The sequence below is a fragment of the Aquabacterium sp. genome, assembly GCF_041909175.1.
Lineage (GTDB): Bacteria > Pseudomonadota > Gammaproteobacteria > Burkholderiales > Burkholderiaceae_C > Aquabacterium.
This window is the reverse complement of record NZ_JAYRDZ010000003.1, coordinates 379,773-403,891: the sequence shown is the minus strand read 5'-3', so window position 1 is coordinate 403,891 and position 24,119 is coordinate 379,773. Positions and strand designations below refer to the sequence as shown.

The window sequence follows — 24,119 nt, the reverse complement described above, 5'->3', positions numbered from 1 at the left end:
TGATGGGGCCACTTGGTAATGTCCCGCCCGCAGAGTTCGAGGCAAACTACCACCAACAACGCGCTGGTCAGGCCGCGACCGTCTGACTTAAACCAACTGGCCTCTGCGAAACCCGGGGCGCTTCAAATCGGCGCCAAGGCAGTGTTGGGCTTGCCGGCGCGGATCAGGACAGCCACCACACCCAATTGACCAGATGCGGTCTTGTGGACCAGGTGCGCCACCATGGGGTAGCGCTTGCCATTGAAAGCCTCTTCACTGGGCGCATGAAAATGGAACTGAAGAAGATCGTAGGTTTGGTCGCCAACGGTCAGCTTGCTGCCTGCCGGCACGTTCACCTGCACGGTATGGCCATTGTTCCAGATGACGGGCGCGCCGGCCTTGTAGTCAAACTGAAGCGCAGGCAACGCCACCTTGTCAGTTTTGACGATGTCGACAGGGCTCTGATGCTGCCCCAGCGCACATTCCTTGAATGCCGGGTCAACCTCGGCCCAATGGGATGCGCCGTGCTCACCTTTGTACTCCCAGTGGGCAGCCATGGCCTGCTGGCTCGCTAGCCCAGCCATCACGGATACGGCCATCAACGAGCGAGAAATGAGGGTAGAGATCATGGGCGTCCTCAGCCTTTCGGCTTGTTTTTTGGGACAACCATGATATTCCCCTCGATCATCTCTGATCAAGCGCAAAGGGGCGCACGAAGGCGCCCCCGTGGCGAAATACCGCTTCAGTGCACGGTGCGCCCGAACTGGAACTCGCCAGACGCATCCACCTGGACGGGGATCACATCCTTCGGTCCGAACTTGCCTTGCAGGATCAGCTTGGACAGCGGATTCTCGATGCGCTGCTGGATGGCGCGCTTGAGTGGGCGCGCCCCGAACACCGGGTCGAAACCGACCTTGGCGAGTTCGGCCAAGGCTTCGGGCGACACGTCGAGCTTCATGTCCATCTGCGTCAAGCGCGCATCCAGCGACTTGAGCTGGATCTTCGCGATCGACTCGATGTGGGCCTGATCCAGTGCGTGGAACACGACCACTTCATCGATCCGATTCAGGAACTCGGGACGGAAGTGCTGCTTGACCTCACCCCAGACTGCATCCTTGATGTCCTCGGCCGGCTGCCCTGCCATCTGCATGATGTGGTGCGAACCCAGGTTCGAGGTCATCACGATCACCGTGTTCTTGAAGTCCACCGTGCGGCCTTGGCCATCGGTCAGGCGACCGTCGTCGAGCACCTGCAGCAGCACGTTGAAGACATCAGGGTGGGCCTTTTCGACTTCGTCGAGCAGCACCACGCTGTACGGCTTGCGGCGCACGGCTTCGGTCAGGGTGCCGCCCTCTTCATAGCCCACGTACCCCGGAGGGGCGCCAATCAGGCGGCTCACCGAGTGCTTTTCCATGAACTCGCTCATGTCGATGCGGATGAGGTGCTCCTCGCTGTCGAACAGGAAGCCGGCCAGCGCCTTGCACAGCTCGGTCTTGCCCACGCCCGTGGGGCCCAGGAACAGGAAAGAGCCATAGGGGCGGTTCGGATCAGACAGGCCGGCACGTGAGCGACGGATGGCATCGGACACGGCCACAATGGCCTCGTCCTGACCCACCACACGCTCGTGCAGCTTGTCTTCCATGGTCAGCAGCTTGTCGCGCTCGCCCTGCATCAGCTTGGACACGGGAATGCCGGTGGCACGCGCCACCACTTCGGCGATTTCCTCGGCGCCCACCTGGGTGCGCAGCAACTGCGGCTTGTCGCCAGCCTTGCCCTTGGCAGACTCTTTTTCCTGGGCATCCTTGAGGCGCTTTTCCAGCTCAGGCAGCTTGCCGTACTGGAGCTCGGCCACCTTGTTGAAGTCCCCCTTGCGCTTGAACTCCTCGATCTGGAACTTGATCTTGTCGATCTCTTCCTTGACCGTGGCTGAACCTTGGGCCTGGGCTTTTTCTGCCTTCCAGATGTCTTCGAGGTCGGCGTATTCCTTTTGCAGCTTGGCGATTTCTTCGTTGATCAGCTCGAAGCGCTTTTGCGATGCCTCGTCACGCTCACGCTTGACGGCCTCGCGCTCGATCTTCAGCTGGATCAGGCGACGGTCCAGGCGATCCAGCGCCTCGGGCTTGGAGTCGATCTCGATCTTGATCTTGGCAGCGGCCTCGTCGATCAGGTCGATGGCCTTGTCAGGCAGGAAGCGATCGGTGATGTAGCGGTTGGAGAGCTCGGCCGCCGCCACAATGGCCGGGTCGGTGATCTCGACGCCATGGTGCACTTCGTACTTTTCCTGCAAGCCACGCAGGATGGCGATGGTGGCCTCGACGGTCGGTTCACCCACGAGGATCTTCTGGAAACGGCGCTCCAGCGCGGCATCCTTTTCGATGTACTTGCGGTATTCGTCGAGCGTGGTGGCGCCAATGCAGTGCAACTCGCCGCGCGCCAGGGCGGGCTTGAGCATGTTGCCGGCATCCATGGCACCGTCGGCCTTGCCGGCGCCCACCATGGTGTGGATCTCGTCGATGAACATGATGGTCTGGCCTTCGTCCTTGGCCACTTCCTTGAGCACGTTCTTCAGACGTTCTTCGAAGTCGCCACGGTACTTGGCCCCGGCCAGCAGCGCAGCCATGTCCAGCACCAGCACGCGCTTGTTCTTGAGCGAGTCAGGCACCTCACCGGAGACGATGCGCTGAGCCAGACCTTCCACGATGGCAGTCTTGCCCACACCCGGCTCACCGATGAGCACGGGGTTGTTCTTGGAGCGACGCTGCAGCACCTGAATGGCACGGCGAATTTCTTCGTCACGGCCGATGACCGGGTCGAGTTTGCCGGCCTGAGCGCGCTCAGTCAGGTCCAGGGTGTATTTCTTCAGGGCCTCACGCTGGCCTTCGGCTTCGGGGTTGTCCACCTTCTGATCTCCACGAACAGCTTTGACAGCGGCTTCCAGCGATTTGCGGTTCAGACCAAAATCGCGAGCCTGTACGGCCGTGTCACCCTTGTGATCGGCCAGCGCCAGCAGGAACATCTCACTGGCAATATAGGGGTCACCTGCCTTGTGGGCTTCTTTTTCGGCGCCTTGCAGGAGGCTGATGAGGTCGCGACCGGCTTGCACCTGTTCGCCGCCTTGCACCTGCGGCAGCTTGTCGAGCTGTTTTTCCAGCGCCGAGATCAGGCCTGGCACCTTGACGCCCGCTCGCTCAAGCAGCGCACGCGGGCCTTCTTCCTGCTGCAGCATGGCCAGCAGCAGGTGAGACGGTTCGATATAGGGGTTGTCGCGCGTCACCGCCAGGCTCTGAGCCTCGGTCAGCGCTTCCTGAAATTTCGTCGTGAGTTTGTCGAGTCGCATGAGCACTCCTCAAAAGGGAGGCCCCAGATCAGTTGGGGCCGATTGCTCATGCAGATGGGGCGGGCCATCGAGATTTCAAGACACCCGAGTGCTTGATAGAGGTCAAGCAAAGGGCATCAAGCCTGAATGACCACCCGATTGCGCCCTTGGCGCTTGGCCTCGTAGAGGTGGGCATCGGCCTGGCTGATGTCCTGATCCAATGAGCGATGTGGCTCGTGCAGGCTGACACCGATCGACACGGTCACGCGAACCTTGCCGAATTTCGTTGAACACAATGCATTTTCAACCAGTGCGCGCAAACGTTCGGCCGCGGCAGCCGCCTCAGGCTGACTCTGCACAGGCAGCAGCACGATGAACTCTTCGCCGCCGTACCGCGACAGCAAGGCGTCGGGCCGCAGCCGCTCCCGGATCACCTGGGTCACGTGCCTCAGGACATCGTCACCCACCTGATGACCAAACTCGTCGTTGACCTGTTTGAAATGGTCGATATCGAGCATCAGGACAGCCAGCATGCTCGGGCGATGGGCCTGCAAGGCGAGCATGCGCTCACCCAGCTCACGCAAGCCCCGCCGGGACAAAGCCCCTGTCAAGTCATCTGACAGGGCTCGGGCACGCAACTGCTGGGACAGACGCTCGTTGATGATGGCAAATACCACGGAGGCCACCGACAGCGGCAACAGCGCCAGGGCCACCCCGCTCCAGGGGCGCAGCCACGCTGGGCTGTGCAGCCAGTCTGGCGGATATGGCCCCCCTGTTGTGAAGGCATAGCCGGCCACAATCACCCAATGCAAGGCAAACAGCCCCGCCACCACCAGCAGGGACAACTCACTCGGACTGACTCGGGCACTGCGCAAAATAAGCCAGCCCTGGTCCAGCAGCAAGGCCAGACTGACCGCGCAAAACACCAAGGCCAGGCACTGGACGTAATACCCGTCAGACGCCCAGGCAGCTGACCACAAGGCCAATCCGATCAACCAGATGACGACCCGCCCGAACCACGGTGCGGTACGGCGGCCATTCAGCTGGCGAAACGCCCAAGCCAGCAAGCCCAGGCCCATGCCTGCGAGCCCGATGGCGCCTTTCGTGACCATCGGGAGCCAAGCGACGGGCGTGAACATGATCAAGGCCAGCCCGCTCAGGCAGAGAAACGCTCTGCGATACAAGCCCAGCGCATAGGCTACACGGTGCTGATCGGTCTGGATATGCGCGATCAGCCCCCAGCCGACCAAGGAGCCCACACCGGCCAGGACATAACAGCTGGGAATATCGATGGCGAGCATGAGCCTGTCAGGGTGAAGAAACGTTGCCGGACTGAACGCCCGGCAATGTACCCCAACGAGCCAGCGCTTCATCGTCGCTGGCCTTGGCTTCCACCCATCGTTTTCCCTCGGCAGAGATCTCTTTTTTCCAGAATGGCGCCTGGGTCTTCAACCAGTCCATCAAAAATTCACATCCTGAAAATGCCTGGCCGCGGTGGCCGCTGGCTGTCACCACCAGCACGATCTGAGAACCAACTGGCAGCAGGCCCACACGGTGGATCACCCGCACCGCGCGCAGATCGAAGCGCCGACAAGCCTCATCGATCATGGCCTCGATGGAGGACTCGGTCATGCCAGGGTAGTGCTCCAACTCCAGCGCGGAAGGCTGCCCTTGCGGGTTGTCCAGCCACTCACGCACCGTACCGATGAAACTCACAACGGCCCCGATCTGGTCATCCTGAGCCCGAAGCGCAGCCACCTCGGCCGAGACGTCAAAGTCAGCCGTCTGGATGCTGACACGCGGCAGTGTCTGGTCGATCCCCATCTCAGCCACCGGTAACAGGCGGGAAGAACGCCACCTCGGCGCCATCAGGCAAGGCTTCGTCGGCGTGACACATGAACTGGTTGCACGCAGCGCGCAGCGGGATGGACAGATCCAGCGCCTCGGCATGACGCGCCGATCGTGCGATCAGCCAGGACCGCAATTGTCCAACTGTCCGAGGGCAGTCAGGGGCATCGTCTGCCCATGACAATGACTCACCGGTGCCCAGGGCTTCGCGCACCTGAGCAAAATAACGTACTTCGACTTTCATCGATGATTCCTCAGTCCTGTCGCTGGGACGCGGCCGGCTGCAACCATTCGGTCAGCGGCACATATGGAACTGCATCCCCGGACTTGACCGTCATGCCAGGCGCCAGGTCAACCAGACCATCCGCCCAGACAGCCGAGGTCAACACACCGGAGCCCTGATTGGGGTACAGGCTGAGCCCACCCTCGGCATTGCGGCGCACGCGGATGAACTCGCGGCGCTTGTCTGCCTTGGGCCACTCAAAATCAGCCCGAGCCGGGGTGGCTACCGGCAGCTTCCAGCCTTCTCCGGACAACAGGCCCAGAACGGGTCGCACCAGCAACAGGAAGGTCACGAAACTGGCGACCGGGTTACCCGGCAACCCAAAATAAAACGCATGGCTGCCATCGGTACGGCGGATGCGCCCGTAAACAAAGGGCTTGCCTGGCTTGATGGCCAAGGGCCAGAAGTGCAACTCACCTTCCGCTTCCACGGCAGCTTTGAGGTGATCCTCTTCCCCCACCGAGACACCGCCGCTTGTCACAATGACGTCGTGCTGTTCGGCCGCTTCACGCAAGCGCGCGCGGGTGGTCGCCAGGTCATCTGGCACGATACCCAGATCGGCATGATCAGCACCCGTGGCCTGGATCAGCCCGCGCAGCGTGTGGCGGTTGGAGTTGTAGATCGCCCCAGGTGGCAAGGGCTTGCCGGGCATCACCAGCTCATTGCCAGTTGTCAGCACCGCCACCCGAGGGCGGCGGTAGACCGACAGGGTATCGGCCCCGACCGAGGCCGCCACACCCAATGCTGCCGGTGTCAAGCGCACACCATCACGCAGCACGACCTGCCCAGAGCCAATGTCTTCGCCGCATCGGCGGATGTTTTGCCCAAGCTTTGGCACAACGGCAAAGCGCACACCTTCCGGAGTGACATCGGTCTGCTCCTGCATGATGACCGCGTCGGCACCCGGAGGAACTGGCGCCCCGGTGAAGATGCGGGCACAGGTGCCGGGGGCCACCACAGCGCCCACCTGCCCGGCGGCAATGCGTTGCGCCTGGGGCAGCACCACGCCTTCGGAGGGCAGATCGGCACAACGCACCGCATAGCCATCCATGGCGCTGTTGTCTGCGGGCGGCACATTGACACCCGACACCAGCTTGTGAGCCAGTACACGGCCAAGGGCGTCGAAGCTGTCCACCTGCTCACTTTGCAAGACGTGGCCGGCCGGTTGGCCAGCCACATGGGCATAGACCACCGCATGGAGCGAGGCCAAAGCCTCATCCAGCGGCAACAGGGGCTTGGGCGCTGGCTTGGTCATGTCTCAACTCAGTCCTGGCAGTGGCGCACCACGTAGCTCTTCACCATCTCGGTATCAGCCGGCAGCACCGTGAAGCGCTTGGGCAAGTCTTCCAGTCCGTCGAGGCCCGCAATCCAGTGCGGACGCTCGGGCAAGCGACCCGTGGCTTCCTGAATGGTCTCGGCAAACTTCGCTGGCAGCGCGGTTTCCAGCACCAGCATGGTCACACCGGGTTTGACGTGCTCACGGGCCACCTTCAGACCATCGGCCGTGTGGGTGTCGATCATCAGACCGAAGCGATCAAAGGTGTCCTTGATGGTGACCAGACGGTCGCTGTGCTTGCTGCTGCCGGACACGAAACCATACTGCGCGATGCGGGCGAACTCTTCCGGCGACACCTGGAACACCCCGCGTTGCTCGACCTCGTCCTTGAACAGGAACTTGGTACGAGCGGCATCGCGACCGAGCAGATCGAACATGAAGCGCTCGAAGTTCGACGCCTTGGAGATGTCCATCGACGGCGATGAGGTCTCGTAGGTCTCGGCGCTGCCGCGCACGCGGTAGGTGCCGGTGCGGAAGAATTCGTCGAGCACGTTGTTTTCGTTGGTAGCCACCACGAGCTGGTCCACCGGCAAACCCATCATGCGGGCCACGTGACCGGCACAGACGTTGCCGAAGTTGCCAGACGGCACCGTGAAGCTGACCTTCTCGGCATTGGACTGGGTGGCGTAGAAGTAACCAGCGAAGTAGTAGACAACCTGGGCCAGCAGACGGGCCCAGTTGATCGAGTTGACCGTGCCGATCTTGTACTTGCGCTTGAAGTCGAGGTCGTTGGAGACGGCCTTGACGATGTCCTGACAGTCGTCGAACACGCCTTCGACGGCAATGTTGTGGATGTTCGGGTCTTGCAGGCTGAACATCTGGGCCTGCTGGAAGGGACTCATGCGGCCATGCGGCGACAGCATGAACACCCGCACGCCCTTTTTGCCACGCATGGCGTATTCGGCCGCGCTACCGGTGTCGCCCGAAGTGGCGCCCAGTATGTTGAGTTGCTCGCCACGGCGACCCAGTTCATATTCGAACAGGTTGCCCAACAGCTGCATGGCCATGTCCTTGAAGGCCAGCGTGGGGCCATTGGACAAGGCCTCCAGAGCCAGACCAGGCTCCAGCGGCTTCAGCGGGGTGATTTCGTCAAAGCCATACACCGACTTGTTGTAGGTGCGGGCCGTGATGTCCTTCAGGTCAGCAGCCGGGATGTCGTCGATGTAGAGCGACAGGATCTCGAACGCCAGCTCGGCGTAAGACAAGCCGCGCCACTTGGCGAGCGTGGCGGCATCTACCTTGGGGTAGGACACGGGCAGATAGAGGCCGCCGTCCGGCGCCAGGCCCTCGAGCAGGATCTCGGAAAAGCTGCGCTGGGTTTGATCGCCGCGGGTGCTGATGTACTTCATGCCAGCTCTTCCTTGCGCAGCTTGACAATCGGAGCGAGCACCGTCGGCAGCGACTGCATGGCGGCGATGGCCAGGTTCATGCGGCCTTCCACAGTTTCGTGGGTCAGGATGATCAGATCGGTCTGGCTGCCTTCGCTAACCTCATCGGCCTCACGCTGGATGACCGCATCGATGCTGATGCCCTGCTCAGCCAGGATGCCCGTGATCTTGGCCAGTACACCAGCCTTGTCGGCCACGCGCAGGCGCAAGTAGAACGAGGTCACGACTTCGTCGAGCGACAGGATGGGCAGGGTCGACATGGCATCAGGCTGGAAGGCCAGCGCCGGCACGCGCGAAGCAGCCGGTGCGACGATCTGGCGGGCGATGTCCACCAGGTCGGCCACCACTGCGGAAGCGGTGGGCTCAGAGCCCGCACCCTTGCCGTAGTACATGGTGGTGCCCACGGCATCGCCTTGCACCAGCACGGCGTTCATGGCGCCTTCCACATTGGCGATCAGGCGCTTCATCGGCACCAGCGTGGGATGGGTGCGCAGCTCCACACCGTTGTCGCGGCGACGGGCAATGCCCAGCAACTTGATGCGGTAGCCCAGTTGCTCAGCGTACTTGATGTCGGTGGCGGACAGCTTGGTGATGCCTTCCACGTGCGCTTTATCGAACTGCACGGGAATACCGAATGCAATGGCGCTCAGCAGCGTGGCCTTGTGCGCCGCGTCCACCCCTTCGATGTCGAAGGTCGGGTCGGCTTCGGCGTAGCCCAGTCGCTGAGCTTCTTTCAACACCACATCGAAGTCCAGGCCCTTGTCACGCATTTCGGACAGGATGAAGTTGGTTGTGCCGTTGATGATGCCGGCCACCCACTGGATCTGGTTGGCAGTCAAGCCTTCACGCAGGGCCTTGATGATGGGAATGCCACCGGCCACGGCGGCTTCAAACGCCACCATCACACCCTTTTCGCGGGCAGCAGCGAAGATTTCCGTGCCGTGCACAGCCAGCAGGGCCTTGTTGGCCGTGACCACGTGCTTGCCGGCCGCAATGGCTTCCAGCACCAGCGCCTTGGCAATGCCGTAGCCACCGATGAGCTCGACCACCACGTCGATATCCGGATTGGCGATCACGTCGCGCGCATCGGCCACCACTTGGGCGGCATCGCCGACGATTTCCTTGGCGCGAGCGGTGTTCAGATCAGCCACCATGCTGATCTGAATGCCACGACCAGCGCGGCGACGGATTTCTTCCTGGTTGCGGGTCAGAACGGTAAACGTGCCGCTGCCAACAGTGCCGATGCCCAGCAGGCCGACGCGAACAGGTTTTTGGTTGTCTTGGCTCATGAGATGGTGAAGCTTCTAGAAATCAGGAAGAGTGGCGTTTGCGGTAGCCGTCGAGGAAGCGGGCAATGCGACCGATGGCTTCGGTCAGGTCATCGCTGTTGGGCAGGAAGACCAGGCGGAAGTGATCCGGGTGCGGCCAGTTGAAGCCGGTGCCCTGCACGATCAGCACCTTTTCTTCGGCCAGCAGCTCGTATGCAAACTGCTGGTCGTCGGTGATGGGGTACATCTTGGGATCAAGCCGCGGGAACATGTAGAGCGTGCCCTTGGGCTTGACCACGCTGACGCCTGGAATCTGCGACAGCAACTCGTAGGCGAGGTCACGCTGGCGGCACAGGCGCCCCGAGGGCACGACCAGATCCTTGATACTCTGATAACCGCCCAGCGCCGTCTGGATGGCCAACTGGCCCGGCGTATTAGCGCACAGGCGCATGGAGGCCAGCATGTTCAGGCCTTCGATGTAGTCCTTGACGTGGCGCTTTTCGCCGGACACCACCATCCAGCCAGCACGGTAGCCGCAGGAGCGGTAGTTCTTGCTCAGGCCGTTGAAGGTGACGAAGCAGACGTCATCGGCCAGCGAGGCCATGCTGGTGTGCACATTGCCGTCGTAGAGCGTCTTGTCATAGATTTCATCGGCGAAGACGATCAGTTCATGCTCGCGGGCAATCTCGATGATGCCCTTGAGGATGTTTTCCGGGTACAGCGCACCAGTCGGGTTGTTCGGGTTGATGACAACGATGGCCTTGGTATGCGGCGTGATCTTGGCGCGGATGTCGTCCAGATCCGGGTTCCATTCGTTCTGCTCGTCGCACATGTAGTGGACCGGGCGGCCACCCGACAAGGACACCACAGCGGTGTACAGCGGGTAATCAGGCGCCGGCAGCAGCACTTCATCGCCATCGTTGAGCAGCGCATTGAACGCCATGGCGATCAACTCGGACGCGCCATTGCCCAGATAGACGTCGTCTACCGACACGCCCTTGATGCCTTTTTCCTGGCAATAGTGCACCACGGCCTTGCGCGGCGCGAACAGGCCTTTGGAATCGGTGTAGCCAGCGGCGTTGGGCAGGTTGCGGATCATGTCCTGCACGATCTCGTCAGGCGGCTCCAGCCCGAACACGGCGAGGTTGCCGATGTTGAGCTTGATGATCTTCTGCCCCTCGTCTTCCATCTGGCGCGCCTTTTCCAGCACAGGCCCGCGGATGTCATAACAAACGTTGGCTAGCTTGCTGGATTTGGCAATCGGCTTCAAAACAATGTCTCCGTACAGGAAAAGATGGCCTGGAGAGGCCAAAGATAGAATTTAACCACAGCCCCTACCCCTCAGCCCCATGAAACTCCACGCAGACCGTGCCGAAGGCGTGAACATCATCAACGCCTACACGAATGAGAGCATCTCCATCAACGGCCAGCCCCATGTGGGCAGCGTGATCGTGCCCCCCACCGGCACCCCGGTGGCATGGGGGCCTGCCTCACTGGAGGACCTGACCGAGGCACACTTCGCCCAATTGGTGGCCTTGCAACCCGAAGTGGTGATTTTCGGCAGCGGCACGCGCCTGCGATTTGCCCCGCCCGCCCTGCTGGGCGCCCTGATGAAGGCGCGCATCGGCATTGAAACCATGGACACCCCGGCCGCCTGCCGCACTTACAACATCCTGGTCGGCGAAGGGCGACGTGTGGTCGCTGCCCTGCTGACCACGACCTGACCCCCACCCGTTCACATGGGGGAAACAACGCTTCAGTTATGGAACAAGCCAATCCCACTTTATAATCGCAGGTTGTTCAAGCAGGCTGATCACTCGTAAACACATGACACCCGCCCTCAACAAACCGCTGCCCGAAATTGAAGCTGTCGCCACGGGTGGAGTGAAATTCACACCGCAGGCCTTCATCGGCCAGACCGTCGTGCTGTTTTTCTACCCCAAGGATCACACCCCGGGGTGTACCACCGAAGCCATGCAATTCCGTGACAAGCACAAGGAATTCGTCAAGGCTGGCGCTGTGGTGTTCGGGGTTTCACGCGACAACCTGGCCTCGCACGACAAGTTCAAGGGTAACCTCGAACTGCCCTACGAACTGATTGCTGACACGGAAGAAAAGATGTGTCACATGTTCGGCGTGGTCAAAAACAAGATCATGTACGGCAAGAAGGTCAAAGGCATCGAACGCAGCACCTTCCTCATCGATGCCACCGGCGTTCTGCGTGAAGAATGGCGTGGCGTGAAGGTGGCCGGCCACGTCGATGACGTGCTGACTGCCGTGAAATCGCTGAAGCAAGAAGCCGCCTGATAGCCCATCAGCTCGGTTCCAGGAGCGCCTTCGGGCGCTCTTTTCATTTGGTGAAGCCACGGGTGTTGCACGACGTCGACACCTGCTTTCTGCGGGCATGGAGTATGCATAATGAGCTTCATGCATCTGAGCTTTTCCCGACTCAGTCCAGTTTCCGAACCCCGACAGGCTGACTTCTCCCTGTCCGTTCAGTGTGAGGCCGCACGGTACGCTGTGCGGCCTTTTTGTTTGTGCCTTTCCTTGATCGGAAAACACCATGCCTCTTCCCAAGCCACCTGCCAAAAGAGCTGACATGCTGAGTGCCGAGGACTTCACGTCCCAGCCCAAACCAGCCAAGACCGCTGGGCGCACAGGTGCCTCGGCGTCGGCCAAGACAAGCAGCCCACCCGTTCTCGAACTGGTGAGCAAAGAACCGGTCAAGACCCTTGCCCCCGTGGCAGAACCTGCTGTCGTCAAACCGGCTGTGTCGAAGAAGACCCGCACCACACCGGTTCGCGCCGAGAAAACGGTTGAGGCGCCTGCTGCACCTGCTGTGGCACCGGCCACCGCGCCTCAACTCACCACATCGGGCCCGACGCGCCGCCGCAAGGGCCCGGCAGGCCCGGTCAAGCTGTTCGTGCTCGACACCAACGTGCTGCTGCACGACCCGATGTCGCTGTTCCGCTTCGAAGAGCACGACATCTATCTGCCGATGATCACGCTCGAAGAGCTGGACGGCCACAAGAAGGGCATGACCGAAGTGGCGCGCAATGCCCGCCAGGTCAGCCGTGAACTGGACGCCCTGGCGGCCGACATGAGCCACCGCTCCCAGTCGGATCCGCACGAAGGCATCGAACTGGCCAAGACCGGCCACAAGGAAGCCGGCGGCAAGCTGTACTTCCAGACCGTCGGGTTGGATGTGCAATTGCCAACGGGTCTGCCGCAAGGCAAGGCCGACAACCAGATCCTGGGTGTGGTGCAGGCCCTGCGTGACCAGCACCCTGGCCGCGAAGTGAGCCTGGTGTCGAAAGACATCAACATGCGCATCAAGGCTCGCGCCCTGGGTCTGCCGGCTGAAGACTACTTCAACGACAAGGCACTGGAAGACGGCGACCTGCTCTACACGGGTGTCATGGCCCTGCCGGCCGATTTCTGGGAGCGCCACGCCAAGGGCATGGAAAGCTGGCAGCAAAACGGCTCGACCTACTACCGCATCAGCGGCCCCACGGTCCCTGCCCTGCTGGTCAACCAGTTTGTCTACTTCGAGTCGCCCGGTGCCACCCCCTGGTATGGCAAGGTGGCCGAGATCACCGGCAAAACCGCGGTGCTGCGCACCCTGAAGGACTACAGCAACCTGAAGAACTCGGTGTGGGGCGTGACGGCACGCAACCGCGAGCAGAACTTCGCGCTCAACCTGCTGATGGACCCGGAATGCGACTTCGTGACGCTGACTGGCTCGGCCGGTACCGGCAAAACCCTGATGACGCTGGCTTCGGCCCTGAGCCAGGTACTTGACGAGCGCCGTTACACCGAGATCATCGTCACCCGGGTGACGGTGCCGGTGGGTGAAGACATCGGCTTCCTGCCGGGCACGGAAGAAGAGAAGATGTCGCCCTGGATGGGCGCGCTGGACGACAACCTGGAAGTCCTGGCACGCAGCGACAACAGTGCTGGCGAGTGGGGCCGTGCCGCCACCAACGAGTTGGTGCGCAGCAAGATCAAGATCAAGAGCCTGAACTTCATGCGCGGGCGCACCTTCCTGAACAAGATCGTGATCATCGACGAGGCGCAAAACCTCACGCCCAAACAGATGAAGACCCTGATCACGCGCGCAGGCCCAGGCACCAAGATCATCTGCCTGGGCAACCTGGCTCAGATCGACACGCCTTATCTGACTGAAGGCAGCTCGGGCCTGACCTATGCCGTCGACAAGTTCAAGGGTTGGCCGCACAGCGGGCACGTCACGCTGGCACGCGGCGAGCGCTCACGCCTGGCCGACTACGCCTCGGAAGTGCTCTGAGTCCGTCACACCCCACAACAAAAAGGCCGGGACTCCCCCGGCCTTTTTTCATGCGGATGGCACAGAGCCCGCCATTCAAGCCCGCTCGAACACCGCCATGCTTTCAACGTGCGCGGTATGGGGGAACATGTTCACTGCACCGGCGGCCACGCAACGGTAGCCCCCTTGATGCACCAGCAAGCCGGCATCACGTGCCAGCGTGCCCGGGTTGCAGCTGACGTAGACAATGCGCTGGGGTGGCACCCAGTCTGGCACCAGGCTGGGATCCTGATGCAGATCAGCCACGGCTTTGGCCAGCGCAAATGCCCCTTCCCGTGGCGGATCGACCAGCCATTTGTCCGCATGACCGTAGCTGGCCAATTCCTGCGGGGTGATTTCGAACAGGTTACGAGCCACGAAACTGGTGCGCTCAGCCAAGCCGTTGAAGCGGGCGTTTTCACGCGAGCGCGCCACCAGCTGCTCGCTGCCTTCGATGCCCAGCACCTCACGCGCCTGGGTAGCCAGCGGCAAGGTGAAATTGCCAAGACCACAGAACCAGTCAATGACGCGCTCTTGTGACTGCACACCCAGCAAGCGCAGGGCACGCCCCACCAACACCTGGTTGATGGCATGGTTCACCTGTGTGAAGTCAGTCGGCTTGAACGGCATGGTGACGCCGAACTCGGGCAATTGGTAATCCAGCCCAGGCGCGTCAGCATCGAGCGGCGCCACGGTGTCCGGCCCCTTGGGCTGCAACCACCAGGCAATCGGAAAGCGCCCATCCTGCCAGGTGCTGTGCTCAGCGGCAAAGTCACGCAGCTTCTGGATGTCGCCGGCGCCCAATGGCTCGAGGTGACGCAGAACCAGCGCGGTCACCTGCGAGCCCACCGCTACCTCGATCTGCGGCAGGCGATCACGCTCGGCCATCGAACCGATCAACTGACGCAAGGGCATCAGCAGGCGGGACACGTGAGGCGGCAGGATTTCGCACGAGCGGATGTCCGCCACATAGCGGGACTTGCGTTCGTGAAAGCCCACCAGCACGGTGTCCTTCTTGGCCACATAGCGCACCGACAAACGGGCGCGGTAGCGGTAGCCCCAAGCGGGCCCTTCAATCGGGCGCAGCAAGGTTTCAGGCTTGACCTTGCCCAGATGCCAGAGGTTGTCTTCCAGCACGCGCTGTTTGACAGCCACCTGGGCTGAGGCCTGGAAATGCTGCATCTTGCAGCCGCCACACAGACCAAAAAACTCGCACTGAGGGCGCACCCGCTGGGCACTTTCACAGCGCATCTCGGTGATGCTGGCCTGCTCCCAGTTATTCTTGCGACGGCTCACCTGCACACGCACTTCTTCGCCGGGCAGCGCGCCTTCGATGAAGACGACCTTGCCATCGGCACGGTGCGCCACACCCTGGGCTTCCAGATCCAGGGACTCTACTTTCAGCCATTCCTCACCAGGAGGAACCGGCACCTCGGGGGATGCATTCGTTTCACTCATCCCCCGATTGTCGCAGGACCCGCCTGCGAAAAATCAGCGCGAAGGCAACTGACGTGCAGGATCAACCGGCTTGCCCTGCTTGCGGATCTCGAAGTGCAACTGCACGCGATCTGCATCAGTCGAGCCCATTTCAGCGATTTTCTGCCCCTTGCGCACGGTCTGGTCTTCCTTGACGAGCAAGGTCTGGTTGTGCGCGTAAGCGGTCAGGTAGTCCGCGTTGTGCTTGATGATGATGAGGTTGCCATAGCCGCGCAAGCCAGAACCGGCATACACGACGCGACCATCGGCCGCAGCAAAGATCGGGTCCCCCGCCTTGCCGCCAATGACCAGACCCTTGCGCTTGCCTTCTTCGAAGTTGCCAATGATGGGCCCGCTGGCCGGCCATTGCCAGTTCGGCTCGTCGGCATCGCGCGCCGGGGTGTCCTTGGTGTCAGACGATGCACTGGACGAGGATGCAGCCGCACTACTGGCCGCAGACGCCGACGAGGCACTGGAGCTGCTGCCTGCGGGCTTGCTGGCCGCTGAAGCTGGCTTGCTCGACGAGTCGACCGTGCGGGCCTCGATGCGAGGCGATGCAATCGCCTTGGTACCCGACGAAGAGCTGGACGCCGACGCCTCGGAGGCAGGCGCCACGACACGCAGTACCTGGCCCACCTCGATCAGATTGGGATTGTCCAGACTGTTCCAGCTGGCCAGGTCTCGCCAGTTCTGGCCTGTTTCAAGACTGATGCGGATGAGCGTGTCGCCCGGTTTGACCGTGTAATAACCAGGCTTGCCAGCGTTTTCGGCGCCTGGTGGCAGACGGTTCGGAGCGGACGAGCTGCCACCGGCAGCCTTGGATCGGTCTTCAACAGGCGCGCGGTGAGTTTGGGATGCGCAGCCCGCCAGCGCCAGCAAGACAGCGGCGCTCATCAACAACCTGGAATTCGACATGTTGTGCATTGTGAGCATTCAGGTGATGCCCGATTTTAGAGGTACAAACAGCACGGCACCGGATACGGTCTGCTCCAGACGCCCATCTGCGTGGCGGTCCACGACCGTCAACACCTGCCCGGCTCCACCGGGGTGCGCCGTCGGCGCGACCAGCCTGCCACCGGGTGCAAGCTGATCAAGCCAGGCCTGAGGCAACTGGGACCCGCCGGCCGCAGCAATGATGGTGTCGTAAGGCGCCTGAGGCGGATGCCCGAGCATGCCATCACCATACACCAGACGGACGTCCGGCCATCCAGGCTCGTTGCGTCGCAAGGTATCAATGTTCTGCCGCGCCTTCAGATGCAGATCGCGCAGCCGCTCGACGGACACCACCTGCCGGGCCATGAGCGCCAGCAAAGAGGCCTGGTAACCACAGCCTGTGCCGATTTCAAGGCAGCTGCCCAATGGCTTGCCCTGGTCCAATTGAACGCGCAAGCCGGGGCGAGCGCACAGCAAAGCCACCATCGCCCCGACCACAGAGGGTTTGGAGATGGTCTGCCCCAGACCGATGGGCAGGCTGGTATCTTCGTAGGCCTGGTTGACCAGCGCCGTGTCCACGAACAGGTGTCGCGGCAAACGGGCAAAGGCATCCAGCACCAGGGGGTGGGACAGGCCATCCGCCCGCAAACGCTCGACCATGCGACGGCGCACATGTATCGAGTCCAGGCCCACGCCTTGGGGCGTCTGCCCCCCCTGCACCCGACGCTCACGCTCCACCGCCTGCAGGTGTGCTTGCGGGCGCAGCAACTCCCGCGGGGCTGCCGGTTTGGGGGCCGATGCAACCTGATCCAGCCGCAAGGGAAACCGGCCGCCTTTGCGAGGGTTGCCGTGTTCGCTCATGGCTTACCCAACCATTGCTGCCAACCTGGCAACCCGGCGTGGTGGGTCATGTCGACCTGCAATGGGGTGATGGACACGCCACCGGCACGGGTGACCTGGAAATCGGTGCCCTCGCCGTCATCACGGACCTCGCCCGCGGGCCCGATCCAGTAGATGGGTTCGCCTCGGGGGTTGGTTTGCGCAATGGCGGGAAAGCTCGCATGACGCCGACCCAGGCGGGTGATCTGCCAGGGAGCCTGATCCAAGTCAGGCAGTGGCGGCATGTTGACGTTGAGCAGCCAGGGACTGCTTGCTGGCGGGCTGGCCAGCACCGACTCGACAATGCGACGGGCCACACGTGCAGCGGCGTCCAGATGTGCCCAGCCTTTGTCCGTCAGGGAAAACGCGATTGCGGGGATGCCAAACAGGAAACCCTCGGTTGCTGCGGCCACCGTGCCAGAGTACAGGGTGTCATCACCCATGTTGGCGCCGTTGTTGATGCCGGACAAGACCAAATCTGGCTTGGGAATCAGCCCGGAAGTCAGGGCCAGATGAACGCTGTCTGACGGCGTGCCTGTCACGAAACGGAAGCCGTTGGCGGCCTTGTGAACCGTCAAGGGCTGGTGCAGAGTCAGCGAATTGGACGTGCCGCTGGCATTGCGTTCAGGCGCAAAGACATGGAGCGTGCCCAGGCCTTCGCAGGCCTTGACCAGGGCTTCAATGCCGGGAGCCAGGTACCCGTCGTCGTTGGCAATCAGGATGTGCATGAGCTTGATTGTAGAAGCGCCCCCCTAAGCCTGGGAGCCATTTAGGCCATTTCACCGCATTGACGCGCAGAAACTGGATAATCCCGCTAAGTTTGCCTCCACCTCGGGTGAGGCCCCCGTTCATCCACCACCATCTGCGCTGTCCGCTTTCGGGAGCTCACCCCATGGCCGTCAAGGTTCTCATCCTCGAAGACAACCCCGTTGCCCGGGGATTCCTGTGCCGTGTGGTGAAGGAAAGTTTCAGTGATATCAGCAGCATCACCGAGGCAGGAGATCTGGAAGCCGCACGTCGCTTGCTGGGCCACACCGCTGGCGGCCGGCCCGCCCGCGCGGATGACCCGTATCAACTGATCCTGGTCGACCTGGAGTTGCCAGATGGCAGCGGCTTGGAGTTGCTGCAGGAGTTGTCCCAATACCCCGCCACGCGGATCGTGACCACCTTGTACTCGGACGATGAGCACCTGTTCCCTGCACTGCAATGTGGCGCAGATGGCTACCTGCTCAAGGAGGACCGCTTCGAGGTGCTGGTAGAGGAACTGCAAAAAATTGTCCGAGGCCAACCGCCCCTGTCCCCTGCGATTGCGCGGAGGCTGCTGACCCACTTCCGAACAGCCGACCCGCAGTTGCCGTCGGCCAGCATGGCGGCTCCGGTGAATCCACCACAACCAGCCCCGCAGCCAGACTACGAGCGGCTGACGCCGCGCGAGAGTGAGGTACTGACCTACCTCAGCAAGGGCTTCACCATCAAGGAAATTGCATCTCTGATGGGCATCAAGTGGTTCACGGTGAATGACCACATCAAGTCGATCTACAAGAAGCTGAACGTCTCCAGCCGAGCCGAAGCTGCCGTACTGGCCAGCAAGCAAGGGCTGGTCTGAGCAGGGGAGCAGCCATGGCTGCCGCAGACTCAACACCCTACAGTGCGGGAACCTTGCCTACCCTCGACGAGGTTCTGAGAGGCAAGCAGGAGTTACCCAAGTGGATGGGCTGGCGGCTGCGCCTGCTCGTGGTGGCGGTGCTCACCGGGTGTGCGGCAGTGTTCCTGGCTGCTCACTGGTTGACCAGCCAGCCTCGCCTGCCCTTGACATTGAAGCCTACAGCAAACGGCCAAGTTCGCATTCAGACCGTCGACAACCCCGCACTGCAGCGGCTGGAAGGTCATCTCGTCGAAGCCATTCGCGTCACCATCCCGGCCGTGGATGAGGAGCCTGTGACGCTGGCTGCCGCCATCGACGTGCTGGCACTGCATCGCTCGTCCTACTGGATCAGCTCTCCACAGGCCCGTGCACGCTTCACCACCCTGCACGAGGCCATCAACCGGGTCAGTCAGGCCGCAGCATCCAACCAGGTGCTGCTCCAATTAGGGCTGGTTGACACACCTGACGAACCCATTGTGCTGCAACGTCGGGGGTGGTCCGGCCTGAACCCCCTGTTCTGGCTGCTCGCCCTGCTGGCCTTGACACTCTTTTCGGTTGGGTGGGTGGTGGTGCTCGCCGGACCGCAGTGGCGGAATGTCGCGTTCTTCATTCTCACAATGTGTCAGGCGACACAGTTGATGTTCATCGCGGTTGAGCACAACCTCGACATTTTCCTGCCTGACTGGTTCATTCCCCTGGACGCATCCGTGCGTGCCGTGATGGACGCCATCAGTGCCGGCGCTATTGTGCAAATTGCCATGCTGCACCCTCGCAAGGTGCAAAACTGGCCATGGGTGATTGCGGGCGGCTGGGTCACAGCAGCCGTCATGGCCTGGCTCAGCATGGGCCTGCCCTCTCAGGGAAGCTGGTTGTGGGTTCATGGTGGAGGCATTGCGATCGGTTTGATCACGCTCTGGCTGCTGCATCGATCACTGAAAGTGAACCCCCACCCCTTCACGCTGATCCTGCAACGCTTCGGGCTGATTTCATTGGGCACCTGGTGCCTGTTGCTTCTGTCTGTCTCGATGGGCAGCACCCGGCCCGACATGCAACTCAATATCGCCACGTACGGGGTGATGACGTGGCATGTGTTTTTTGCCTCCGAGTTGCTCCTGGCCCCCTATCTGTCCAGATCGAAGCGCATTCTTCAGGAGTTTTCGATGCTGGCTGCATCGAGTACCGTGGCCGCCTCCATGGATCTGCTCTTCGTGGCCGTGTTTTCTCTGGGGCAGTTCACCTCGATGACACTGTCTCTGTTTCTGGCGTTTGGCAGCTACGTCAGTGTTCGCCGCTGGTTGATCAGCCGCATGCCCGGACGAGATCCGATCACCATGGAGCGGCTGTTCGAGCGGCTCTACCGCATCGCCCGAGAGCTCGAAGCACACCCGGACCGTCTGCCGCCGTTGTTGCTCGGCCTCATGCAGGAGCTGTTTGAACCGCTCGATACCGCCGTGGTCAGGGGCAAACTGGCGCAGGCCGAGTTGCGCGGCAATGGCTCCGTGCTGCTGATGCCCATGCCGTCGTTGCGCAATGCATCCCATGTCGACGAGATCCTGCTGCTCAAGCATGCGGGCAAAGGCCTGAGGCTGTTCACCTCGGAAGACGCACGACTGGCAGACCGGGTCATCGACCAACTGGGGCGCGCGCTCAACTTCGACCAAGCTGTGGAACAAGGCCGCTCAGAGGAGCGCTTGCGCATTGCACAAGACCTGCATGACGACATCGGCGCCCGACTGCTGACGCTGATGTACCAGGCGCCCAACTCGGGCATAGAGGAGTACATCCGCCACACCCTGCAGGATCTCAAGACGCTGACCCGCGGTCTGGCGGCTCAAAGCCATACGCTCAACGAGGCGGCGGGCGAGTGGAAGCGCGACCTGAGTCAGCGACTGAGCTCGGTGCACTGCGAGCTGGTATGGCAAATGGCCATAGACCACGATGTCACCCTCACGATGGTGCAGTGGTCAGCGCTGACCCGGATCCTGCGCGAGCTGGTGAACAACACCATCAGCCACGCCAAGGCAAAACAGGTGCGCGTAGACCTGCAGTTTCAGGATGATTGCCTGACCCTGAGCGTATCGGACAACGGTGTGGGTAGCGCCCCGCAGAACTGGTCACACGGACTGGGCCTGGGCGGCGTTCGCAAGCGCGTCAAGCAATTGGGGGGAATCGTCGTCTGGCAGGACGCACAACCCAAAGGCATACGTTGCGAGGTCAAGGTGCCCGCGTTTTCACTGTGCCCGGTGAATGCGCCGCTGACACACGGCAACTGATCTCTGCCGGCTCAGCTTTCCCACTGCGGTGTATTGCGCAACACCTCGTCCAGTGTGGTCAGGCCCTCGGCCACCTTCATGACCCCGGACAGACGCAGCGGCCTCAAGCCTTCCTGCGCCGCAGTCTGACGCAGCTTCGCCATGTCCACCGTGGGATGCATGGCCGCACGCATGGCGTCCGAAACAGGCAACATCTCGTACAGCCCCACCCGCCCCTTGAAGCCAGTCATGCGGCAATCCAGGCAGCCCACGGGCTTGTAAGGGTGCAAGGTGCCGTTCATGCGCCAGGGCTTGATGGCGTCAGCCATGGTCTCGGATGACAAGGCATCATCCGGCTGCCGGCACGATGGACACAGGGTCCGCACCAGACGCTGGGCCAGCACGCCGATCACGGTTGCACTGATCAGATACGGCGCCACGCCAATGTCGGTCAGCCGGGTGATGGCCGAGACCGCATCGTTGGTGTGCAGTGTGGAGAACACCAGGTGGCCGGTGAGCGCGGCCTGGATGGCCATTTCGGCGGTTTCCAGATCCCGGATCTCGCCGATCATGATGATGTCGGGGTCTTGCCGCATCAAGGCGCGCAAACCCTCCGCGAAATTGAGGTCGATGGCAGGCTGCACCTGCGTCTGGTTGAACGAGGGCTCGATCATTTCGATCGGGTCTTCCACCGTGCAGACATTGACCTCTTCAGTCGCCAGTCGCTTGAGGGTGGAGTACAGCGTGGTGGTCTTGCCCGAACCGGTTGGCCCGGTCACCAGGATGATGCCGTGCGGCCGCGAGACCAGTTGCTCCCAGATCTGCTGCTCGGACTGCGCAAAGCCCAGCGCTTCAAGCGATTTGACCGTGTTGTCCGGGTCGAAAATCCGCATCACCAGCTTTTCGCCAAAGGCGGTCGGCATGGTCGACAAGCGCATTTCCACCTCGTCACCACCGGGGTTGCGGGTCTTGATGCGGCCATCCAGCGGCCGGCGCTTCTCGACCACATCCATGCGCCCAAGCAATTTGATGCGCGCGGTCATGGCCTGCATCACCGACAGCGGCACCTGGTAGACGGTATGCAACACGCCATCAATCCGGAAACGGATGGCGCCCATTTCGCGACGGGGCTCGATGTGGATGTCGGAAGCCCGCTGGTCAAAGGCGTACTGCCACAACCAGTCCACCACCTGAATGATGCCCTGGTCATTGGCATCGAGCTGTCGATTGGTGCGCCCCAGTTCGACCAGTTGCTCGAAGTTGTGCGCCACGGTGTCCCCGGTGCGCTTGTTGGCCTCGCGCACCGAGCGTGCGAGGGTGTAGAACTCGGTGCGGAAGCGCTGGAGATCAAGCGGACTGGCAACAGCCAGCTTCACCGTCTTTTTGGTGTGGGCGAGGATTTCATCCAGCCAGTCGACATCAAGCGGCTCGCAGGTGGCAATGGTGATTTCGGTGAGCCCGACCTGCACCGGCAGCGCCTTGCGCCGCTCGGCATAGGTGATCGACATGACTTCTGACACCCGGGCCACGTCGACCTTGAGGGGGTCGATGCGCAGGTAGGGCAAGCCCAGGTGAGTTGCCAACCACTCGGTCAGGGGCTCCAGCTCCAGCACCGCTCCATTGTCGGCACGCTTGAGGCCCATGGCAGCCAGGCGAACCAGCGGATGCTGGGCGCTGTCCCCCGCGGCAAAGCGCTGCGCCACGCGCTCGGCCTCCTTCGCCGGAATCAACCCGTCAGCAACCAGCCAGGCCAGCAGGTGCTTCCAGTCCAGTGGCCCTTTGGGCAGACTGGCACGACGGGAATGAGGCTGGGCTTGGGCAGCGAAAGACGAGGAAGCGGCGGTCATGTCGAGGCGGTACGCTGAGCGGGCTGAAACGTGGACAGAAGCTTGACCCATTTTGGCGCAGGTAATTGATAGCGCGCCTGTAAAGTTTCCGCACGTTGAAGCAGCGTCTCTCGGTCTGGCAAGTCAAAGCCCTTCCAGGCCAGCACGATGGTGTTGCCGTCTGTCGTCGGCTTCAGTCTGGCGACTCGGTGTTCGCCAAAAGCAGCCTGGATGCGCGCGGCACTGCGGTCAAAACTGGCGTCTCGGCCAAACAGGTTGACGGTCATGACGCCGCCATCATCGAGCACCCGCCAGCACGCCTGGTAAAACGACTCATCATCCAGCACCGGGCTGGCAGCTTCGTGATCGTAAAGATCGATGCACACGGCGTCCGCACTGGCCACATGGGCATCGTTGTTCACATAGCGTGCGGCGTCAGCCTGGATGACACTCAGGCGCTCGTCATCCTCCGGCAGATGAAACCAGTTTCGGCATACAGCAATCACTTGCGGATTGATCTCCACCGCCGTGGTCGGCAGCCGCAAGACGCTGTGGCAATACTTGGTGATGGCTGCTGCGCCCAAGCCCAGTTGCAGGCAGCGGGTCTCCGCCAATGACACGGGATCTCGCAACAGAAGCCACGACATCATGCGCTGGATGTACTCAAGCTCCAGCTTCTGAGGCTGGCGAATTCGCATGGCCCCCTGGATCCAGGGTGTTTCGAGGTGGAGGTAGCGCACGCCACGTTCTTCGGAGATCGTGGCATCAGGCAAGGTAGGTCGGCGTTTCACGCAGGCGAGTGTGGCACAGTCGCGGGCATGGTTCGCACTTCATCCCGCAACACCCTTGCGCCGCGCCTGCAGGGCTTGGCTCCGGTGTGGGGGCCCCATGCCCGACTGCTCATTCTGGGCAGCTTTCCCAGCGTGGCTTCTTTGGCTGCGCAGCAGTACTACGCCCACCCGCGCAATCAATTCTGGCCACTGCTGTCAGCCATCTGGGGGCTGACTGGTGAACAGGCCTTGAGCAACCTGCCCTATGCGCAGCGATTGCCCGTGGTGCAAGCCCATGGGGTGGCCATCTGGGACGTCTATGCGAACTGCCGACGAGAAGGCAGCCTCGACACGGCCATCGAGGCCGCCGAGTTGAATGATCTGGCAGGCCTCATCGCCCAAACGCCCAGTCTGCGCGCCATTGCGCACAACGGCGGCGAATCCGCACGGCACATGAAAATCACCAGCGCCCTGGGTTTGCCCGTGTACAAGCTGCCATCTTCGAGCCCGGCCAATGCAACATGGTCATTCGAACGCAAGCTGCAAGCCTGGCGCGCCGTTTTCAGCATGGCCGGAGTCGCGTCATGAGGCATGTC

General features: G+C 61.9%; 21 protein-coding genes. 6 read left to right on the top strand and 15 right to left on the bottom strand.

Annotated elements, in window-relative coordinates; genetic code table 11:
• Positions 1–122: 122 nt before the first annotated feature.
• The 9 genes from ACE3PH_RS06950 to ACE3PH_RS06910 all read right to left on the bottom strand — a co-directional run bounded on the left by ACE3PH_RS06950 (position 123) and on the right by ACE3PH_RS06910 (position 10,688).
• On the bottom strand, positions 123–608 hold the full coding sequence (locus ACE3PH_RS06950) for a carbonic anhydrase family protein (protein ID WP_374317271.1): 486 nt from the start codon (positions 606–608) through the stop codon (positions 123–125).
• A gap of 113 nt (positions 609–721) precedes the next feature.
• The gene (gene clpB / locus ACE3PH_RS06945; protein ID WP_374317270.1) at positions 722–3,316 is read right to left on the bottom strand and encodes an ATP-dependent chaperone ClpB; all 2,595 of its coding nucleotides are present in this window, start codon (positions 3,314–3,316) and stop codon (positions 722–724) included.
• Between the two features lie 116 nt (positions 3,317–3,432).
• Positions 3,433–4,596, bottom strand: coding sequence for a GGDEF domain-containing protein (locus ACE3PH_RS06940; RefSeq protein ID WP_374317269.1), 1,164 nt, complete (start codon positions 4,594–4,596; stop codon positions 3,433–3,435).
• Between the two features lie 7 nt (positions 4,597–4,603).
• Complete coding sequence (locus ACE3PH_RS06935) at positions 4,604–5,119, bottom strand: molybdenum cofactor biosynthesis protein MoaE (protein WP_374317268.1); 516 nt, start codon at positions 5,117–5,119, stop codon at positions 4,604–4,606.
• A 1-nt stretch (position 5,120) separates the two neighbouring features.
• A complete protein-coding gene (locus ACE3PH_RS06930; RefSeq protein WP_374317267.1) occupies positions 5,121–5,387 on the bottom strand; it encodes a MoaD/ThiS family protein in 267 nt (88 codons plus the stop codon).
• A 10-nt stretch (positions 5,388–5,397) separates the two neighbouring features.
• Positions 5,398–6,681: a gephyrin-like molybdotransferase Glp gene (glp, locus tag ACE3PH_RS06925; RefSeq protein WP_374317266.1), complete on the bottom strand. Its 1,284-nt coding sequence runs from the start codon at positions 6,679–6,681 to the stop codon at positions 5,398–5,400.
• An 8-nt stretch (positions 6,682–6,689) separates the two neighbouring features.
• Positions 6,690–8,111, bottom strand: a complete 1,422-nt coding sequence (gene thrC, locus ACE3PH_RS06920; RefSeq protein WP_374317265.1) for a threonine synthase — start codon at positions 8,109–8,111, stop codon at positions 6,690–6,692.
• Positions 8,108–9,439, bottom strand: a complete 1,332-nt coding sequence (locus tag ACE3PH_RS06915) for a homoserine dehydrogenase (protein ID WP_374317264.1) — start codon at positions 9,437–9,439, stop codon at positions 8,108–8,110. The genes thrC and ACE3PH_RS06915 overlap by 4 nt, the downstream gene beginning before the upstream one ends.
• A gap of 22 nt (positions 9,440–9,461) precedes the next feature.
• Positions 9,462–10,688, bottom strand: a complete 1,227-nt coding sequence (locus tag ACE3PH_RS06910; protein ID WP_374317263.1) for a pyridoxal phosphate-dependent aminotransferase — start codon at positions 10,686–10,688, stop codon at positions 9,462–9,464.
• A gap of 79 nt (positions 10,689–10,767) precedes the next feature.
• Here ACE3PH_RS06910 and ACE3PH_RS06905 point away from each other — a divergent pair, with 79 nt between their 5' ends.
• The 3 genes from ACE3PH_RS06905 to ACE3PH_RS06895 all read left to right on the top strand — a co-directional run bounded on the left by ACE3PH_RS06905 (position 10,768) and on the right by ACE3PH_RS06895 (position 13,724).
• Complete coding sequence (locus tag ACE3PH_RS06905) at positions 10,768–11,142, top strand: Mth938-like domain-containing protein (RefSeq protein WP_374317262.1); 375 nt, start codon at positions 10,768–10,770, stop codon at positions 11,140–11,142.
• 103 nt (positions 11,143–11,245) lie between these two features.
• Positions 11,246–11,725 (top strand): peroxiredoxin, encoded by a 480-nt coding sequence (locus ACE3PH_RS06900; protein ID WP_374317261.1) that lies wholly within the window; start codon positions 11,246–11,248, stop codon positions 11,723–11,725.
• 256 nt (positions 11,726–11,981) lie between these two features.
• Complete coding sequence (locus ACE3PH_RS06895) at positions 11,982–13,724, top strand: PhoH family protein (RefSeq protein WP_374317260.1); 1,743 nt, start codon at positions 11,982–11,984, stop codon at positions 13,722–13,724.
• Between the two features lie 75 nt (positions 13,725–13,799).
• On the opposite strand, the gene rlmD is transcribed toward ACE3PH_RS06895, so the two are convergent.
• The 4 genes from rlmD to surE are packed head-to-tail and all read right to left on the bottom strand — an operon-like array spanning position 13,800 to position 17,758.
• Positions 13,800–15,200, bottom strand: a complete 1,401-nt coding sequence (gene rlmD, locus ACE3PH_RS06890; protein WP_374317259.1) for a 23S rRNA (uracil(1939)-C(5))-methyltransferase RlmD — start codon at positions 15,198–15,200, stop codon at positions 13,800–13,802.
• A 33-nt stretch (positions 15,201–15,233) separates the two neighbouring features.
• Positions 15,234–16,112 carry a peptidoglycan DD-metalloendopeptidase family protein gene (locus ACE3PH_RS06885; protein ID WP_374317258.1) on the bottom strand — a complete coding sequence of 293 codons (879 nt, stop codon included), beginning with the start codon at positions 16,110–16,112 and terminating at the stop codon, positions 15,234–15,236.
• Between the two features lie 39 nt (positions 16,113–16,151).
• A complete protein-coding gene (locus ACE3PH_RS06880) occupies positions 16,152–17,012 on the bottom strand; it encodes a protein-L-isoaspartate O-methyltransferase (RefSeq protein WP_374317257.1) in 861 nt (286 codons plus the stop codon).
• Complete coding sequence (surE, locus tag ACE3PH_RS06875; RefSeq protein WP_374317256.1) at positions 17,009–17,758, bottom strand: 5'/3'-nucleotidase SurE; 750 nt, start codon at positions 17,756–17,758, stop codon at positions 17,009–17,011. Before surE ends, ACE3PH_RS06880 begins: the two co-directional genes overlap by 4 nt.
• Before the next feature lie 164 nt (positions 17,759–17,922).
• On the opposite strand from surE, the gene ACE3PH_RS06870 reads away from it, so the two are divergent.
• Complete coding sequence (locus ACE3PH_RS06870) at positions 17,923–18,636, top strand: LuxR C-terminal-related transcriptional regulator (RefSeq protein ID WP_374317255.1); 714 nt, start codon at positions 17,923–17,925, stop codon at positions 18,634–18,636.
• 14 nt (positions 18,637–18,650) lie between these two features.
• The gene (locus ACE3PH_RS06865; protein WP_374317254.1) at positions 18,651–20,948 is read left to right on the top strand and encodes a sensor histidine kinase; all 2,298 of its coding nucleotides are present in this window, start codon (positions 18,651–18,653) and stop codon (positions 20,946–20,948) included.
• Between the two features lie 11 nt (positions 20,949–20,959).
• Here ACE3PH_RS06865 and ACE3PH_RS06860 read toward each other — a convergent pair whose 3' ends face one another.
• The gene (locus ACE3PH_RS06860; protein ID WP_374317253.1) at positions 20,960–22,774 is read right to left on the bottom strand and encodes a GspE/PulE family protein; all 1,815 of its coding nucleotides are present in this window, start codon (positions 22,772–22,774) and stop codon (positions 20,960–20,962) included.
• Complete coding sequence (locus ACE3PH_RS06855) at positions 22,771–23,544, bottom strand: methyltransferase domain-containing protein (RefSeq protein WP_374317251.1); 774 nt, start codon at positions 23,542–23,544, stop codon at positions 22,771–22,773. The genes ACE3PH_RS06860 and ACE3PH_RS06855 overlap by 4 nt, the downstream gene beginning before the upstream one ends.
• Before the next feature lie 27 nt (positions 23,545–23,571).
• On the opposite strand from ACE3PH_RS06855, the gene ACE3PH_RS06850 reads away from it, so the two are divergent.
• Positions 23,572–24,111, top strand: a complete 540-nt coding sequence (locus ACE3PH_RS06850) for a DNA-deoxyinosine glycosylase (RefSeq protein ID WP_374317250.1) — start codon at positions 23,572–23,574, stop codon at positions 24,109–24,111.
• The last annotated feature ends 8 nt before the right edge of the window (positions 24,112–24,119 follow it).

Excerpts from the sequence above, each read along its gene's own strand:
- ACE3PH_RS06950 (WP_374317271.1), bottom strand. The coding sequence starts at position 608 with ATGATCTCTACCCTCATTTCTCGCTCGTTGATGGCCGTATCCGTGATG.
- clpB (WP_374317270.1), bottom strand. The coding sequence starts at position 3,316 with ATGCGACTCGACAAACTCACGACGAAATTTCAGGAAGCGCTGACCGAG.
- ACE3PH_RS06940 (WP_374317269.1), bottom strand. The coding sequence starts at position 4,596 with ATGCTCGCCATCGATATTCCCAGCTGTTATGTCCTGGCCGGTGTGGGC.
- ACE3PH_RS06935 (WP_374317268.1), bottom strand. The coding sequence starts at position 5,119 with ATGGGGATCGACCAGACACTGCCGCGTGTCAGCATCCAGACGGCTGAC.
- ACE3PH_RS06930 (WP_374317267.1), bottom strand. The coding sequence starts at position 5,387 with ATGAAAGTCGAAGTACGTTATTTTGCTCAGGTGCGCGAAGCCCTGGGC.
- glp (WP_374317266.1), bottom strand. The coding sequence starts at position 6,681 with ATGACCAAGCCAGCGCCCAAGCCCCTGTTGCCGCTGGATGAGGCTTTG.
- thrC (WP_374317265.1), bottom strand. The coding sequence starts at position 8,111 with ATGAAGTACATCAGCACCCGCGGCGATCAAACCCAGCGCAGCTTTTCC.
- ACE3PH_RS06915 (WP_374317264.1), bottom strand. The coding sequence starts at position 9,439 with ATGAGCCAAGACAACCAAAAACCTGTTCGCGTCGGCCTGCTGGGCATC.
- ACE3PH_RS06905 (WP_374317262.1), top strand. The coding sequence starts at position 10,768 with ATGAAACTCCACGCAGACCGTGCCGAAGGCGTGAACATCATCAACGCC.
- ACE3PH_RS06900 (WP_374317261.1), top strand. The coding sequence starts at position 11,246 with ATGACACCCGCCCTCAACAAACCGCTGCCCGAAATTGAAGCTGTCGCC.
- ACE3PH_RS06895 (WP_374317260.1), top strand. The coding sequence starts at position 11,982 with ATGCCTCTTCCCAAGCCACCTGCCAAAAGAGCTGACATGCTGAGTGCC.
- rlmD (WP_374317259.1), bottom strand. The coding sequence starts at position 15,200 with ATGAGTGAAACGAATGCATCCCCCGAGGTGCCGGTTCCTCCTGGTGAG.
- ACE3PH_RS06885 (WP_374317258.1), bottom strand. The coding sequence starts at position 16,112 with ATGAGCGCCGCTGTCTTGCTGGCGCTGGCGGGCTGCGCATCCCAAACT.
- ACE3PH_RS06880 (WP_374317257.1), bottom strand. The coding sequence starts at position 17,012 with ATGAGCGAACACGGCAACCCTCGCAAAGGCGGCCGGTTTCCCTTGCGG.
- surE (WP_374317256.1), bottom strand. The coding sequence starts at position 17,758 with ATGCACATCCTGATTGCCAACGACGACGGGTACCTGGCTCCCGGCATT.
- ACE3PH_RS06870 (WP_374317255.1), top strand. The coding sequence starts at position 17,923 with ATGGCCGTCAAGGTTCTCATCCTCGAAGACAACCCCGTTGCCCGGGGA.
- ACE3PH_RS06865 (WP_374317254.1), top strand. The coding sequence starts at position 18,651 with ATGGCTGCCGCAGACTCAACACCCTACAGTGCGGGAACCTTGCCTACC.
- ACE3PH_RS06860 (WP_374317253.1), bottom strand. The coding sequence starts at position 22,774 with ATGACCGCCGCTTCCTCGTCTTTCGCTGCCCAAGCCCAGCCTCATTCC.
- ACE3PH_RS06850 (WP_374317250.1), top strand. The coding sequence starts at position 23,572 with ATGGTTCGCACTTCATCCCGCAACACCCTTGCGCCGCGCCTGCAGGGC.